Source organism: Vibrio sp. R12-SG2-ISO1, from assembly GCF_059834045.1.
The window spans coordinates 159,010-174,776 of the sequence record NZ_JCBDGO010000021.1 but is presented as its reverse complement, the minus strand read 5'-3'; the positions used below and the strand labels follow the sequence as shown (position 1 = coordinate 174,776).

General features: G+C 45.2%; 11 protein-coding genes. 3 read left to right on the top strand and 8 right to left on the bottom strand.

Annotated elements, in window-relative coordinates:
• Window positions 1–208: 208 nt before the first annotated feature.
• From AC6R10_RS15600 to AC6R10_RS15580, 5 genes are read right to left on the bottom strand one after another with little or no spacing between them, the layout of a single operon-like run.
• Window positions 209–1,279 carry a phenylacetate--CoA ligase family protein gene (locus tag AC6R10_RS15600; RefSeq protein ID WP_500629646.1) on the bottom strand — a complete coding sequence of 357 codons (1,071 nt, stop codon included), beginning with the start codon at window positions 1,277–1,279 and terminating at the stop codon, window positions 209–211.
• Window positions 1,267–2,436, bottom strand: coding sequence for an MFS transporter (locus AC6R10_RS15595; RefSeq protein WP_500629645.1), 1,170 nt, complete (start codon window positions 2,434–2,436; stop codon window positions 1,267–1,269). Before AC6R10_RS15595 ends, AC6R10_RS15600 begins: the two co-directional genes overlap by 13 nt.
• On the bottom strand, window positions 2,423–3,388 hold the full coding sequence (locus AC6R10_RS15590) for an ATP-grasp domain-containing protein (RefSeq protein ID WP_500629644.1): 966 nt from the start codon (window positions 3,386–3,388) through the stop codon (window positions 2,423–2,425). Before AC6R10_RS15590 ends, AC6R10_RS15595 begins: the two co-directional genes overlap by 14 nt.
• Window positions 3,385–4,347: a methyltransferase gene (locus AC6R10_RS15585; RefSeq protein WP_500629643.1), complete on the bottom strand. Its 963-nt coding sequence runs from the start codon at window positions 4,345–4,347 to the stop codon at window positions 3,385–3,387. The genes AC6R10_RS15590 and AC6R10_RS15585 overlap by 4 nt, the downstream gene beginning before the upstream one ends.
• Window positions 4,341–5,609: an aminotransferase class I/II-fold pyridoxal phosphate-dependent enzyme gene (locus AC6R10_RS15580; RefSeq protein ID WP_500629642.1), complete on the bottom strand. Its 1,269-nt coding sequence runs from the start codon at window positions 5,607–5,609 to the stop codon at window positions 4,341–4,343. The genes AC6R10_RS15585 and AC6R10_RS15580 overlap by 7 nt, the downstream gene beginning before the upstream one ends.
• Before the next feature lie 652 nt (window positions 5,610–6,261).
• On the opposite strand from AC6R10_RS15580, the gene AC6R10_RS15575 reads away from it, so the two are divergent.
• Both AC6R10_RS15575 and AC6R10_RS15570 read left to right on the top strand, forming a co-directional pair.
• Window positions 6,262–9,285: a Tn3 family transposase gene (locus tag AC6R10_RS15575; RefSeq protein ID WP_500629641.1), complete on the top strand. Its 3,024-nt coding sequence runs from the start codon at window positions 6,262–6,264 to the stop codon at window positions 9,283–9,285.
• 133 nt (window positions 9,286–9,418) lie between these two features.
• Entirely contained in the window at window positions 9,419–10,027 is a 609-nt protein-coding gene (locus AC6R10_RS15570) for a tyrosine-type recombinase/integrase (RefSeq protein WP_500672804.1), read from the top strand.
• Here AC6R10_RS15570 and AC6R10_RS15565 read toward each other — a convergent pair.
• Entirely contained in the window at window positions 10,017–11,012 is a 996-nt protein-coding gene (locus AC6R10_RS15565; RefSeq protein WP_487901499.1) for a D-alanine--D-alanine ligase, read from the bottom strand. The genes AC6R10_RS15570 and AC6R10_RS15565 overlap by 11 nt on opposite strands.
• A gap of 171 nt (window positions 11,013–11,183) precedes the next feature.
• Window positions 11,184–11,759 carry an SPOR domain-containing protein gene (locus tag AC6R10_RS15560; protein WP_334551873.1) on the bottom strand — a complete coding sequence of 192 codons (576 nt, stop codon included), beginning with the start codon at window positions 11,757–11,759 and terminating at the stop codon, window positions 11,184–11,186.
• A 221-nt stretch (window positions 11,760–11,980) separates the two neighbouring features.
• Here AC6R10_RS15560 and AC6R10_RS15555 point away from each other — a divergent pair, with 221 nt between their 5' ends.
• Window positions 11,981–14,662, top strand: coding sequence for a bifunctional acetate--CoA ligase family protein/GNAT family N-acetyltransferase (locus tag AC6R10_RS15555; protein WP_500672803.1), 2,682 nt, complete (start codon window positions 11,981–11,983; stop codon window positions 14,660–14,662).
• Window positions 14,663–14,693: 31 nt separating this feature from the next.
• Here the strand turns inward: AC6R10_RS15555 and AC6R10_RS15550 are convergent, their stop codons facing one another.
• Window positions 14,694–15,590, bottom strand: coding sequence for a LysR family transcriptional regulator (locus AC6R10_RS15550; RefSeq protein ID WP_500672802.1), 897 nt, complete (start codon window positions 15,588–15,590; stop codon window positions 14,694–14,696).
• Window positions 15,591–15,767: the final 177 nt, after the last annotated feature.

Genomic DNA, 15,767 nt, shown 5'->3' with positions numbered 1-15,767 from the left:
CTTTTACATCATCATTTGCATTTCTCCTTGAGTAAAGTTATCCAAGGAGAAATGCAACGGAAGACCAGTCGGAAGTCAGCTCACTTTTGTGAACAGATATTAATCGGTCTAAGTAGTTCATAATAATATGAAATTTGTAACCACAATATCATTCCATCCATACTTTTATGTTTTTGGGTGGATCTTTTAAGCACCGAGTTTAGACTAGTTACTTTATTACAAGACATATTGCGCTTTCTTCAACAGGTTGGTGCTTTGTCCTAATAAAGGGCTTGACTTTATTAGTGGACTCAGACTTTAAAAACGTTCGTTTCTTTGTAATGAGAACATGAAAATATAAGGCATCGTTGATCAACTCTCTTATCAATGGTGACAATTTAAGTCGCTCACTAATTGTTTCTGCTGATACTTGACTTCTTTGACACACCATTAGAACAAGCCCTAGGCCTTGTTCTTTATAGTCAACCTCAACAAGTTGTATATCTGTATCCGATATAGAATGGTTAGAGCTTTCTGATAGTACCCGGGTGAATTCATAGATTGAAATCGAAGTGCCAAGGATGTTTCTCGACGTTGGGACCCGTCCCTCAAGGTGTAGGATATCGCCCTTATGGCCACATGGGCACAGGACATTGCGCTTGATAGCACCCACGTCTCCCATTGAATGCTCCAACAGGTGGCATTGTCCGGGATATATGACGGTTACACTGAGCTCACCGTTGGTAGGGGAACAAACGAGGTTTATATGGTCATAAATATGGTAGTGAGCGCCATTTAAGTGCGAACACTGAAAGCCTATTGGACCAGTTTCTTGTGTGGTGTACGCTAGAGGTTTGATACATACGTTTGGAAGTAGTTGTTGTATCTTTTCGATAAGTGAATCAGGGAACATTTCCCCAAGGTAAAAAATATTCCTGATCGAGGCTAGTTGCACTTTCCGCTTCTGGCTAAATAAGCATTCAGCAAAACTTGGCAGGCACATTATTGTGTCAATATTTTCTGTACATATAGCTTCACAAAGTGTGTCATGTTCAACAGCTGAGGCAAAGGGATAATATTTCACCTCGAGGTGACGGCAAATTTCATGGGCAAAAAGAAAACCTCCCCACAAATTGCCTGCCGTCAGACAATTTGCAACCGTGCGGACCTGTAAATCCATGAATAAAGGGCGTAATTCCTTAGCTGCTGAGGATGTTACAAACTGATAATTATCCCAAGGGTGCTCAACAATTCTAGCTTTTTCGGTTGTTCCACCGGTAGCGAAAACTATGGCTGACATGGTGACTCCTTTCTGTCGTCTTTTTTCAGGCAGATGAACGAAATCACCACGGAACTCAGTACTGTGATAAAGATAAACATCGGAACATGGTCAGCCAAGTGCGTAACCGCCAATCCGGTAACCCATGAGCCTAATGCTTCACCAGCGTTCGACACAATCAGTATGTAACTAAACAACACGCTGGTAGATATATCAGAGGGAATGTCTGTTGCCTGATAGTAAAGTTCTGGAATGATAACGGACTCATAAATGCTGTACGCAATTAACGCCGCAATTGCGACATACACAGAACCCAACAAATAAGCTGATGATAATAATCCACATACCAGAATGATTTGAGTACGCGACCGTTCACTAAAGGAGATAAGTTTTGCCACGCCTCCCTGCCAAAGACAAATTGTCACACCAACGACTGAGAAAAATACTCCGGAATATTTACCGAGGTGAGGATTGATTTTGTCTAACAGCGTTGTAGCGGTAATGAATATTCCCATAATGAGAAAACAGAAGAATGCTGACAGAAGGATACGCCGTATGTGGCTACTTGCCATGATGCTCTGAAACCCTTCCTGCATACTTGCCAGCGGTGAGTCAGTTGAATACTTATGATTGGCTGGAAGGTCATAAATGAGTTGAAGAGCTACTAGAGCTATAATGATACTAGATATTGTCAGAACCAGCAGCCCATCTTCGATAAACTCCAAATTCATCATAGCAACAGCCAGCATTGGCGCTACGAAGACGGCCGAATTTTGGCTGAGCGAGAACGTATTAAGTGCTTTTTTTAACTGCGATCCGGTTAGGGTTTCGGCTAGCACTTCCCGTAAAAAAGGCTTGGAAACCGACTTGGAAGCCGAAATAATTAAGAAGAATAATACCCAGCCGACCAATGATAGTGTCAAATAAATAGTCAGGAAGGCCGCACCTCTCAGTAGTAGAGATATAAAGATCAATTTTCTCCTAGAAAAGCGTTCAAGATAACCAGTGATAGTAAACATAAGCAAACTTTCCAGCATTACAGCCCCAGCGAGACAGGCTGCTACGTCGGAGGCACTAAGATTTGGGGATTTCCCTAATAGTGGTAGAGCAAAGAAGAATGAAAATTCTGCAAGAAATACTGTCAGATAAATGAAACAGGTTGTTTTATTCGCTTTCATGATGATTATGGATTATCCCAGCTAGTTGATCGAATACAAATGCCCTGATTCCCTCGGGCAGCTTAGTCAGGCCGGTTTCGACCGTGGCCACCTCATTAAAATAAAAACCTTCGTTATTCATCAGCCAATCAACTGACAATACCGAACAGTCGGCCTGAACCATTATCTCTCGAGACAACCGCAGCATTTCTTGAAAAAATGGCATATGGGTATAGTCTGCTAGGAACATATTTTCCGTTAAAATAACCTGTGATCCACCTAGAGCAACGTTGCCGATATAGCCTTCTCCTCGGGGTTTGCGGAATTTAATGAATGCCAGTTTATGTGCAATAAAGAAAAACCGTATATCACAGGCATCAGGAAGAAAGGGCATCATGAAATATTCGAGAGATGATGCTGAAATCAAGTTTCCGATGCTAATCGCATGCTGATCGTTTTCTGACTTGATTACGCCAAAGCCCATGCCAGTGCTGGCAGGTTTGAAAATATACTTACCAGGGTAGCTGGTAATAAATTGCTCAATGTTGGGAATAACCTGTCGGTGATACCCTAGCGTACTAAAAGGGAGCACGGGCGCACCGATTTTCTCTGCCAAAGACATCTGCCCTATTTTGTCCCACTCTAGTGTTTCAACTCCGGCAATACCACTGTTTAGTAGGCATGCGTTTCTGATACGAAGGAAATGGCGGAGGTTTGAGGCGGTAGAGCGAGCTTGAGCATTCAGGTTAGCAGGGGAGATGATAAATGTAGCAGAAGAGTAATTTAACGGCTGGTTTTTGTACAGCAGTGTCAGCCCTCTATCCAAGTGAGTGGAAACGACACAGTCTTCCAGAGCGATAAAGCTGAACGTGATATTTCGCTTCTTTAGTTCATGGGTGTACTCCGCATATGCATGCTCAATTTCCGTAACATTGCTGTATTCTTCCTTTGCGACAATCCAGTATAAGTTCATACCATATCCTTTTTCCACACCATGACGGACTGTGACAGCGAAGTGTTATGTACCCTGTCGATGGTGAAGCCCGCAGCTTGGGCCAATACCTCATATTCTGCATAAAATCGCTCCTTTCCAAGAAAGAGCGCATCCATGAGCAGATCTAGCGTCTTACCTTTATTACTTCTAGGCTGTTTGATGATTTCGATGACAAACAGAGTTGATTCCGGCGTCATTGCCCGATGACAGTTGCGTAGGATAGTTAAGGCGTTAGCATCATCCCAATCGTGTAGAATATTTTTCAAGATATAAATGTCTTTGTCTTCGACGATTCTAGTAAAGAAGTCCCCGTCTACAAAGTCGATACCAGTTTCGTTCTTGTTGTTCTCTGGGTACACATCTATAACAGTGGCGGATTTCAGGTTGTAGTGCTGATGCAGCTTTTTCAACAGCACCCCTTGACCTCCTCCAATATCTACAACTTCCGTCTGCGTATCACAAATTATGTGGCTAACAAGCTCAGTGGCAAGCTCTTCTGTAATTTTTGCCATCAAACGATCAAAGGTGCTTTTCAGCTCAGGCTTTGTGAGGATATATGAAAAGAAGGGCTTGCCATGTCGGGTTTCGAAGGCGGATGCAGGGGTAGAAGATAGTAGGGACGAAGGGTAATCAGGCCACATACTCCAATAGTCCTCACCTAGTTCGCACAGAATCCACAGTGTCTCGAGACTATTTTCGTCTGCTAAGGCGCCGCACTTATCTGCCAGAACATAGTGATCCCCTTCAACACGCACTACGTTGCATTCTTCCATTACATCCAACAAGCGTGATAGGCGGTTGGACTCTATCTGGCTAGCAGCAGAAAGTTCTTCCAAACTTGTGGGTCCCCTACGCCCTAACCAAACCGGTATGTTGAGCTTCACAAACGCATGCAGGGCTGCCGAATAGCGGTAGGCGGTTATCAACTCTGTTAACATGTCAATTCCTCTGTCAGAGCATTTATGAACGTAGCAAATCGCTCAAGATCGTCAATGGAATGCGCGGCGGAGAGGGCAACACGGACAATACTTTTTGATTTAGGTACGGTCGGATACATGGCTGCAGTGGCCAAAAAACCCTGTTGGCGGAGACGTCTAGATGTGTTGATAGCTTCAGTCTCATCGCCTATTTGAAGCGTACGGATGGGACTTGTTTTATCTTTGACTTCGACATTACGTACCGCATTGTCAAAGAAGTGAATATTATCCTTAAGTTTTTTTTGCAGTGTTATTATTTCACTAGAAAGATGAATGTCCGCTGAGGCCAAACATGCAGCAATGCCGGGTAAGGATGGAGGACCACTAAAGATATAATTTAATGCATATTTTTTTATGAAGGAGGCTGACTGTGGGTGACTAAAAGAGGCTGAACCACCATGAGAACCGAAAGCTTTTGAGAGTGAGGAGAGCAGAATAAGATTATCACTAAATTCCCCTATCTGGTGCAGTGTGTATCCACATCCATTTTTTCCGATGATTGAGGTGCCATGGGCATCGTCGACATAGTAATACCCCTGATACTCTGCTGCTAATTGCGTTAGAAAACGGACATCATGGCTTCCTCCCATTGAGCCTAGAGAATCCGATATAAGGACGGGCGTTTTGCCATTCTGTCTGCACAGGTTTAAGGTAGTATACAATTTATCCTGATCAGAGAAGTCTATCCTGTCGCAGTGGCCAAACTGTTCTAGTATTCCCCTTAAGATTTGCACCGAAGCATGAGTCGTTTTATCTATAATCCACTGCACGCCTTTTGGACTCATGTTGTAACCAGGCAGCTCTCCTGAACCAAGAATCGGTAGGACTGCTAGGTGTGCGGCCCCTACGGAATTAAATGTCACCGTATAGGAGTCGAGAAAAATAGTATTAAGTTTTTCTTCGAGAGCGTCAAATATATCGCATTTTGCCCGAGTTCTTGCTGCAGAATATTGCACACCAAATTTGTCAACTGACATTTTAATGGCCTGGCTTAAAGCGGGGTGCTGCTCAAGCCCGAGATAAGAGCAGGACATAAAATCGATATATTTTTGACCAGCGCTGCACACTATTTCTCTGTTTTTAGTTCGGGATACAATAGTTAAATCATTAATTCCTTGTTCCCATATTTGTTCCTGATAGGAACTGCTTGTTTTGATGCGATTAGATAACCAGTTTTTTGAAGTAGTTTTAGTTTCTTCAAACGATGTGAGTGTTTCTGCCATAAAAATCCTTTTTAATTGCATATTAAATCTGATACTTAAATAGTGTTAAGTAATTGTTTTGTTATGGGGCTACGAAGAAGGGTAGGTGTATCTGACCTGAGCGCAATCTCTTGAGTTTTCTTAACTTTAATCTAACAGGGTGTGGCTTATTATGCAACAGGGTGATATTTAACTTGATGATTAGGAATTTCAATCCTTAACCATTAAGACTTGCTATCTCACTGAATTTCCAGCCTAAATGATATAGTGAGCAGTTATTATGAAATGATTGGCCAAAGGCTTAGTAATACCCATTTGCTTTGGCCTAGTGACTAGAACAACGGCAACGTTACGTGTCGGATTGGTCAATGATCTAACTCAGCCCTCCTGCGCCAAATCATTTATGAGATGTTAAATGTAAAGCAACATTTTAGTGGAGGCTTAAGTCGCATACTGTGACAGTAGCAAGTAGGACTCTTAGAGGTGCGGTATTTGGCAATCGGTATTGTCTGCTCAACAAAAAACGTGTAGTGATGGTTGTGAGCACGTTTGGGGTATCACCCACCATGTTAAACGATTTCAGATAAACATGGTGCACAAATGTCTGTGTTGTTTTGGAAGTAGTGTTCACTTAGCATGCTGGCATCTTCTTGTTATAGTTCAGATAATCCCAATGTCAGCGACCAAAAAACAACGCCTCCAGATCCTGAAAGCCGACGAAATTGATGCTCTCTATAGTTTACCTACGCTCAGCCAAAAAGAAAGAGAAGAGTACTTCGCACTCGATAGTAAATTACTCAGCTATGTTCGGTCCCTGTCACGTTTAGAGACGCAATACTACTTTATCTTGTACTTGGGTTACTTTCGTGCCAAACCCGTTGTACCGCAGTTTGAGCTCGCTCAAGTACGTGGTGATATCCAGTACCTCAGTCAGCGCTACTTCTCAGGCAAAAAGCCGCAACAAGTCGTTCTAGCTAAAGCTACAAAATCACGCGTAATTAGCCAGGTATTAGCACAGCTGGAGTTTTCTACTTTGACGCCCACGTATTCGGCAGCGTTGCAAAGCCGGCTAGTTGATGTCGCTACGATTTTCAGCGACCCTCGATACTTATTAGATGAAGCGATCGCGTTCTTCAGTCAACACCGTATAGCCTTACCTGGTTACAGTACGCTCCAGTCACTGGTAACGACAGTACTCAGCAAAGAAAGGAAACGTATTGAAGCCATCATGTCGAGAAGTTTGTCTGTAGAAGCGGTTCAAACACTACAAAGCATCATGAAAAATAAAGGAGAGCTTAACAATTTATCTGAGTACCGCGGCTCTGCCAGAGGGTTTGCTTCTTCCGAGTTAGAACGCGAACTGAGTACACACCACACACTGCAGCGTATCTATCCAACATTAAAAGCCTTGGTCAGTTCCCTGCAGCTTTCACGAGGCAACATGATCTATTACGCCTCTTTAGTTAAACATCGTTCAGTATATAAACTTCGACGCACACCAAAGTGGCAAGGGTTGCTATATCTGGTGTGCTACCTTTATTTTCGGTACAGAGAAAATAATGACCGTTTGGTGACAGCCTTTTGTTATCGAGTTGAGAAACACCGAGAAGCCGCTCAAGCGTACGCAAGGCAGCGGGTTGCTGATGACCTAGAAGTAGTTCGTACAAAACTCAAAGAAGCTGGCAGTATATTACGATTATTTACTGACCACGACTTGGAAGACTCGGTCTCATTTGGCGAAGTACGTCAACGTGCCTTCTCCCTGCTTGAAGCTACAGATTTGAATAGAGTGAGCCAGCACTTGTGCCAAAACGAACTCGATCTGCGAGATTACCAGTGGCAGTACGTGGATCACCATGCACATAAATCAGGGAAAATGCTGCGCAAACTCTTTATCGCCATCGATATTGAGACGCTGCAGCCAACTTTAACGGATCAAATTACTGTCGCTAAGCGAGAGCTTAATCAGGGTTCGTTAATCCAGACAATCAATGAGACCCTTATCCCGCCTCGAGAGCAACCATACATTGCCCAGGAAACACCAAACCCTTTACGTTTTGAACACTACCTCTACCAGCGGATTGCGACTTATATTGAGAGTGGTCAAGTATATGTAATGGAGAGTGAAAAGAACCGCAGATTAGAAGACGACCTGATCCCTTCCGATACCTGGCGGTCGGATAAAGTATCGTTGATTGAAAAAACAGGTTTAACACGATTGGCTACACCGATATCAGAGACCTTATCCCAGCTAGAAGAACGCTTTCAGACACTGCTGAAGCGTGTCACAGCAAATATAACAGCGGATGCAAACGAGTTTGTTCGATGCCAACCTCGCTCTAATCAGTTGACTTGGAGTTTGGCAAACCGTCGTTGGAAGACCGCCATTGACAATCCAGTATACAATCAGATCCAGCACAAGGGGATCATCGAGGTAATGCGTTACGTCAGCCGTAAAACAGATTATCTTAGTGCTTTTTCTGCAATGGCATCACGGAAGAAGACCGTGAAAGCAAAAGATGAAGATCTGATTGCTTGTCTATTTGGCAATGGGGCGAACTATGGGCTGCACCATATTGCATCTGTATCTGATCGCAGCGTGGGTGCCCTTCGCGCAGTCAATGACAGTTACATCCGACCCGAGACAACACAGGTTGCTAACGACTTAATTTCTAATGCTACAGCAAAACTGCCAATCTTTAGGTACTACACCATCAATGAGCAAGCGCCATTTGGTAGTATCGATGGGCAAAAGCATGCTTGCCGGATCAATACCTTTAAAGCCCGTTTCTCAGCCAAGTACTTTCGCAAAGGGAAAGGGGTTTCCGCACTGACATTAGTGGTCAACCATGTGCCAGTAAACACGACAGTAAACGCGCCCAATGAGTATGAAGCTCATTTCGCCTTTGATCTTCTCTATAACAATAGTAGCGAGATACAGCCAAGCTCCGTGGCAACAGACACTCACGGCGTAAACAGTGTCAACTTCGCGTTATTAGACATTTTTGGCTATCAATTTGCGCCACGTTACGCACGATTTAAGCGAATTTTTGAAGGATTGTTTGATGTAAGTGTGACTCCAGAGCTGGAGATTAACCTAAAGAAGCCAATTAAGAGTAAGCTGATAGAGCAAGAATGGGACAATATTCAGCATATAGTCTGTTCGTTGAGCCGGAAATCAGCCAGTCAAAGTACAGTGGTAAAAAAGTTGGCTAATACCAAACGAAGTACTCGTACGCTTCAAGCTCTACGGGAATACGATCGGCTCATCAAGTGTATTTACGTTCTTGAGTATGTCGATAATCAAACACTCCGGCAGTTTGTTCAGCAGGCTTTGAATAGGGGTGAAGCGTATCACCAACTACGACGTGCCATAGCGTCGGTAAATGGAAACCAGTTTCGTGGTGGCCATGATTATCAAATTGAGCAATGGAATGACTGCGCTCGTCTCATAGCCAACTGCATAATCTATTACAATTCGGCTTTGCTATCAGGATTAGTGGAGCGCTTTGAAGAAAAAGGTAACCAAACGGTGGTCGATCTACTGGCCAATTTATCTCCCGTCGCATGGAGCCATATTCAGTTGGCGGGTAACTATACATTTGCCGAAGAACAGAATGCACTAAACCTTGAAGCCTTGCTGGAAGATGTCAACCCTTTATCAGAGAGGGCTTTAGGTGATGATAACGATGTTTGATAGATGACGCCTACTAAATAGTCTCATAAAATCATGACCTTAACGAGGTGCGTGGAACTTTTCGTAGAAATGGGCGCAATACCCCATATTGGGCTACGACGATCCCGTTAACACCCACTCTGTTAGGCGCTTGATGTCTGAACTTAGCAACGAAAAGCGTGGGGATGCGACATCAAGCCATGCCTTTACTAAATCCTCGCTCGATACACTGACTGATAAGCTTGAGCGCTCGAATACGCCAATCGATGTTCGAAATCTAGCGATTTACCACGTGATGTTTGAGTGTTTGTTAAAACGTTCAGAGCTCAAATCGCTTAACGTTGGCAATGTGACGATTGAGTCATCGCAGGGGATTTTGAGCTTGGGTAATGAGTGTTATCGATTGAGTAAAGGTGCGACAGAAAAGCTTAATCATTGGTTGATTTTACGTGGTGTGGCTCCCGGTCCTCTTTTTGTCGCAATAGACAAACATGGTCGGTTTGGTACCGCACCTTTGGATGACTCCTCAATATACCGAATCATGCGCTCAGCGAGTGACAAGCTTGGCTTGGCATTGGATTTTTCTGGTCAGTCTTTGCGTGTAGGTGGAGCGATTGAGTTAGCTAAACAAGGTATAAACACGCGTGAGATTCAGACTTACGGTCGTTGGAAGAGCGCTGCTATGCCCTATTACTATGTTGGTAATACAGTGCGAGCAGCGCAAGAAAGGCTCAAATATAAAGTGATCCGCCCTATTGATTGAGTGACGTTGTCACGCAGTTGGCGAGAAACTGATGAAATGGCACACCGTCGTTGACCACCATCTTAGGGAACATTGAGATTGGGGTCATCCCAGGGAAGGTGTTGACTTCATTGAGGTAAAGCTCACCCTCTTGTGTCAAAAAGAAATCGATCCGAGAGAGGTGACGCAGCTTCATATGGGTAAAGACCTTTTCAGCGTTGAGTCGAATCATCTGTTGTTGCTGCTCAGTGAGATTAGACGCGACGATATCCGTTGTGGAATGGCTCGTTGCGCTGTATTTTTCTTCGTAGCTGTAAAAGGCATCCGCAGGCGCCTTTACTTCACCGGGTAAGGTAATGTGCAGTTGGCCATCCATTTCGTAGGCCGCCACTTCGAGCTCTCGTGGCTTCACGGCTTTTTCGACCAAAACCTGATCGGAAAATGTGAACGCGTCTGCAATCGCTGTACGCAACTGATCGATATTAGTGACCTTGTAACAACCAACGGAAGAGCCCTGTCTCGCCGCTTTGACAAACACACTACCCCAGTTTTCAAAGGCTTGCTTACTCTGCTGATAAGTTTCTTCTGTGTTTTCTGTGAGAAACAAGTAAGGTGTGTTGGGGATGCCTAATGCGTCGTACCAAAGCTTAGAGGTGATCTTATTGAAGCTGTTGGTGCTCGCCTCAGGTCCACAGCCTAGATAAGGAATCCCTGATAGCTCGAGCATTGATTGAATATCACCCGTTTCCCCTGGGTAACCGTGTATGCACGGTACGACAAAATCGAGCGTGATGGCATCTGTTGCGGTATTTAAGGTGCCTGCATTGGTATCGAGATAGACTAACTCATCATCTTCGGTATGCCAGCCATCAGAGCGCATTTCAACGCGTACGACGTTGAACCCATCCGTCAAGGTAAGTTGTTCTTGCAGGTAATTGGCTGAAACGAGTGAGACTTCGTGCTCAGATGAGCCGCCGCCACAGAGTAATAAGATGTTGGTCGTCATTGATGGTCTTTCCGTAATGCAACAAAGAGGCTTATCCGATCTTAATGAAAACTCGGGAGCGTTTACATGTTTTTCGTCTATTCATATCGAGTTAGTTGGTTAGTTGTTGAATTTCTAAGCGGATAATAAGAAGAGTCATGAAAAAAGGGGCGCTTGGCCCCTTTCATTCTATCAGTTTAGTTTGTTGAGCGTCGGGTACTGAGAGTTCTTAATATCATCGATGCTCTTAACAAATGGCTTGAGTGCTTGCAGTTCGGCTGGTAATTCACTCACTGCTTTTTTGGCATCCGCACGCGTCGCATAATCCCCATAAAGTACGGTGTACCACTTTGTGCCGTTCACGACTTTGTAGTTTTCCCAAATGGGTTGATCACCTTGAGGTAGTTGTCGAGCAAACTGGTCCACTTTCGTTTGTGACCCTACGGCCGCGACTTGAATCGTAAAACCAAAACGTGGATTCATCGCTTTCTGTTTAGCTGTCGGCGGTATGATTGCAACAGCAGGCTTGCTTTGTGGCTGCTTTTTCACCACTTGCTTGCTAGATTCTGGTGACATTTTCACAACATTAGGCTTGACGTTACTTTCGGTCACATCTTTTGCCATGCCCTGCTCAGAGACGACAGGTTTGGCGACAGATGCCGTTTGGTAATCTTCACGGTAGCTCTCTGAGCTGACATCGGTGACGTAATCACTGGATACACAAGCGGAGAGAACTACGGACAGGCCTACTATTGCGATTTTTTTCATGGGATATTCGAATGCCTTAAACTAGAAATTACTGTAAATCATGCCGTTAGATAATCGTATAATCAACCCAACAATGAAATTATATACCAAGACTCTTGTGACACATGACACAAAGTCAGTGAGCAACACAGTGATCTGATTAAAACTACGTCAAACTCACGCAGCGAATGGGTCTAACCTCGGATACCATAAAGAGAGTTAGATTCAAGGAGTGTCACGTTATGTCCAGTATCGCTGCGTTACTCAAGCCCTCGTCAGTCGCCGTCATAGGCGCCTCTTCGCGACCGATGAGAGCGGGCAACATCGTGATGAAAAACCTACTACAAGGTGGGTTTGAGGGCGCAATCATGCCTGTCACACCTCGTTATTCCTCTGTTTGTGGCGTGCTCGCCTACCCGACGATTGATTCGCTGCCGATTGTACCGGACGTCGCGATTTTATGTACTAGTGCGAAGTACAATGTCGAGCTGATACGTCAGCTTGCCGACAATCAAGTCAAGGCCGCGATCATTCTTTCGGCGGACATGCACCTCCCTATCCAAGACGGCATCACTTTTCAATCTCGCTGTTTAGAGATAGCGCGGGCCGCTGGCATGCGCCTGCTCGGTCCTAATAGCTTGGGCCTCATCCTCCCTTGGCATCATTTTAATGCTTCGTTTTCCCCTGTGATGGCGCAAAAAGGCAAAATCGCATTCATTTCCCAGTCTGCAGCCATGTGCACCACCATTTTGGACTGGGCCAACGACAAAGACATCGGATTTTCCGCATTTATTTCGATTGGCAATGCCAGCGATGTCGATTTTGCCGATCTTCTCGATCACCTCAGCACCGACACCAACACTGATGCGATCTTGCTCTATGTCGATACCATCAAAGATGCCAGGCGGTTTCTTTCTGCCGCGCGTGCGGCGTCACGTAACCGTCGAATACTGGTGCTCAAAGGTGGGCGAACAAAAGCCGGACGTGCCGCTGCAAAAGCACACACTGGCGGCGATGACACGCTTGATATTATCTATGATTCGGCGATTCGACGTACAGGTATGCTGCGCGTCAATAATTCACATGAACTGTTTGCAGCCGTTGAGACATTGACTCACTCCGTCCCTTTGCGCGGCGAACGATTGGCCATCATTACCAATGGCGGTGGTCCCGCGATTATGGCGGTGGATACGCTGCTCGAACGTGGCGGCAAACTTGCGCAGTTGTCTGAAGAAACCATGTTGCGTTTAAGCTCTGCGTTGCCACCCAGCTGGAGCCAAAGTAACCCAATCGACATGGTCGGAGACGCAGACCATTTGCGCTATGTGAATACGCTGAACGCCTTGATGGATACAGATTGTGCGGATGCCATTTTGATTATGCACAGTCCCTCTGCCGTGGCGGAGTCGGAGCAGACCGCACGAGCAATTGTCGAAGCGGTCAAAGCTCATCCTCGTCATCGACGTTTCAACATTTTGACCAATTGGTCTGGCGAGTTAACCGCCAAACCTGCGCGATTGCTGTTTACCCAAGCGGGCATTCCTACCTATCGTACTCCGGAGAGCGCTGTGGTGGCCTTCATGCATTTGGTCGAGTACAGACGAAATCAAAAACAGCTGATGGAAACCCCAACCACCGCAGAACCTATCGAGATCAATGATAGAAATGAAGCAAAAGTATGGATCAATGAGCGCTTAGAGCAACATGATGTTCGTCACCTCGATACCCATCAAATAGGGACATTACTCAAGCACTATGGGTTCAATGTGCTGCCGACATGGCTCGCGTCCGATGCGAGTGAAGCAGTGCATATCGCCGAAAGCATTGGCTACCCTGTTGCGGTAAAGCTTCGCTCACCTGATATTGCGCATAAATCCGATGTACAAGGTGTAATGCTTAATCTAAGAAATAGTCAAGAGGTGGCAAATGCGGCGCAAGCGATACTGGACCGAACGCAGCTTTCTTACCCTTCCGCCCATGTTCATGGTTTGATTGTGCAGGGCATGGCAAAATTGGCCGGCGGTGAAGAGATTCGTATTAAGATTAAACATGATAATACCTTCGGGCCAGTAATTCTTATCGGTCAAGGTGGATCCGAATGGGACGAGGCTATCGACGCGGCCGCCGCTTTACCGCCGTTGAATATGGCGTTAGCGCGTTATCTTATCGTCATTGCGATTAAAAATGGCAAAATACGTCTACAAAAACTCCCAGAACCGATGAACATACAAGGGCTCTCTGAGTTTTTAGTCCGTCTGTCCCAATTAGTGGTGGATTGTCCTCAAATTCATGAACTGGATATACATCCAGTATTGGCGAATGGCTCACAATTTACCATCCTCGATGCGGATCTTACATTACGACGCTATCAAGGCGACGCACAGCAGCGTTTGGCCATTCGACCGTATCCAGTAGAGTATGAAGAGTCGATTACATTGAAAAACGGTGACTCCCTACTCCTTCGTCCAATCTTGCCTGAAGATGAGCCGCTTCATGCGGATTTTATTCACAACGTCAGCAAGGAGGATCTCTACAAACGCTTCTTTACGGATGTGGGCGAATTTAATCATGAAGCGCTAGCGAATCTAACCCAAATTGACTATGACCGAGAGATGGCTTTTGTCGCAGTGCGTGAAGAGCAAGGTCAGCCGCAAATCATTGGCGTGTCACGCGCACTAATCAACCATGACAATACCGACGCCGAGTTCGCGATTTTGATCCGTTCCGATCTTAAGGGGATCGGTTTAGGTAAGGTGTTGATGAAAAAGATCATTGATTACTGCCACCATAAGGGCACCAAGCAAATGTCCGGTATGACCATGCCCACCAACCGCGGTATGCTAATGCTGGCGCAAAAACTTGGCTTCACCCTTGATATTCAGTTTGAAGATGGCGTCGCGGATATGGTGTTACCCTTGAATTAAGGAGCCAAGTGTTGAAATCCGTGAGTTGATATTAGATTTTTGCCAGAGACTTCCAGTTTTTCTTCAGGTATTGGATGCACCAAGACTTGGCTTCGCCCATTTTATTGCGCTTCCAAGCTAAGACGATGTCGATGGTGACAGGTTCGGTATCGGTGATCTGTTTGAGCTCCCCTTTTTCAATCAAGCTTTGCGCCAGTTCGGCGGGAAGCGTTCCTATGCCTAGGCCACTGCGCAGAGCATCGACTTTGGCAGCAAAGGTCGTGACGGTTAAACGCGGTTGGCGCTGCATCACATTGATGCTGATCGCCGGTTGCTCTCTTGCTGTATCCGCAATCGCAATAACACGATACTTCTCACGCGCAGACTCATTAAATGCGCCTGAACGTTTGTGTACATAGTGATCACTGGCCGCGACCCAAATCATTTTCATTTCCCCTAAAGTTTCAGCCTTAACGTCATGGGGAAGCGCATCCAGTTTCGGACACACTAACAGGTCAGCTCGACCCGTACTCAATGCCTCCCAACTGCCGGCTAAAATCTCTTCTTGCAGTTTGACTCGAGTTGAACTGACATTGCCAAGCGCATCGACAAGGGGGAAAAAGTTGTGAACAGGAATGATGCCATCGAACGCGAGTGTAATATCGAGCTCCCACCCATTGGCTATCACACTGGCGTCATTGACGAGTTTCTCTGTCGCCGCCAATATGGCCCTACCTCGTTCGAGAATCAGTTTGCCTGCCTCAGTGAAATTCGCTTTGTGCCCAGAACGATCAAAGATGGTGATATCGAGGTCTTGCTCGAGTTTCTGAATTTGATAGCTCAAAGATGATGGCGCTTTATCCAATTCATTCGCGGCGGCCGCAAAGCTTCCTCTTCGATCAATCGCGTCCAATATGTGTAAGGCTTCTAACGTTATCGGGCTTTGCATCGCTTACATTCCTATAAATGAGAATCATTATTGTGACCTATATCTCACTAATGAAGTCTTGTTTTTACTAATACGCTGACTATTCTACAAGTTTAAGTTTATGTTTTATATATGAAATATTGATAGGATTCATTCTAATTCCAATAGTTCAACACAAAAGTGATATTGATAACGATA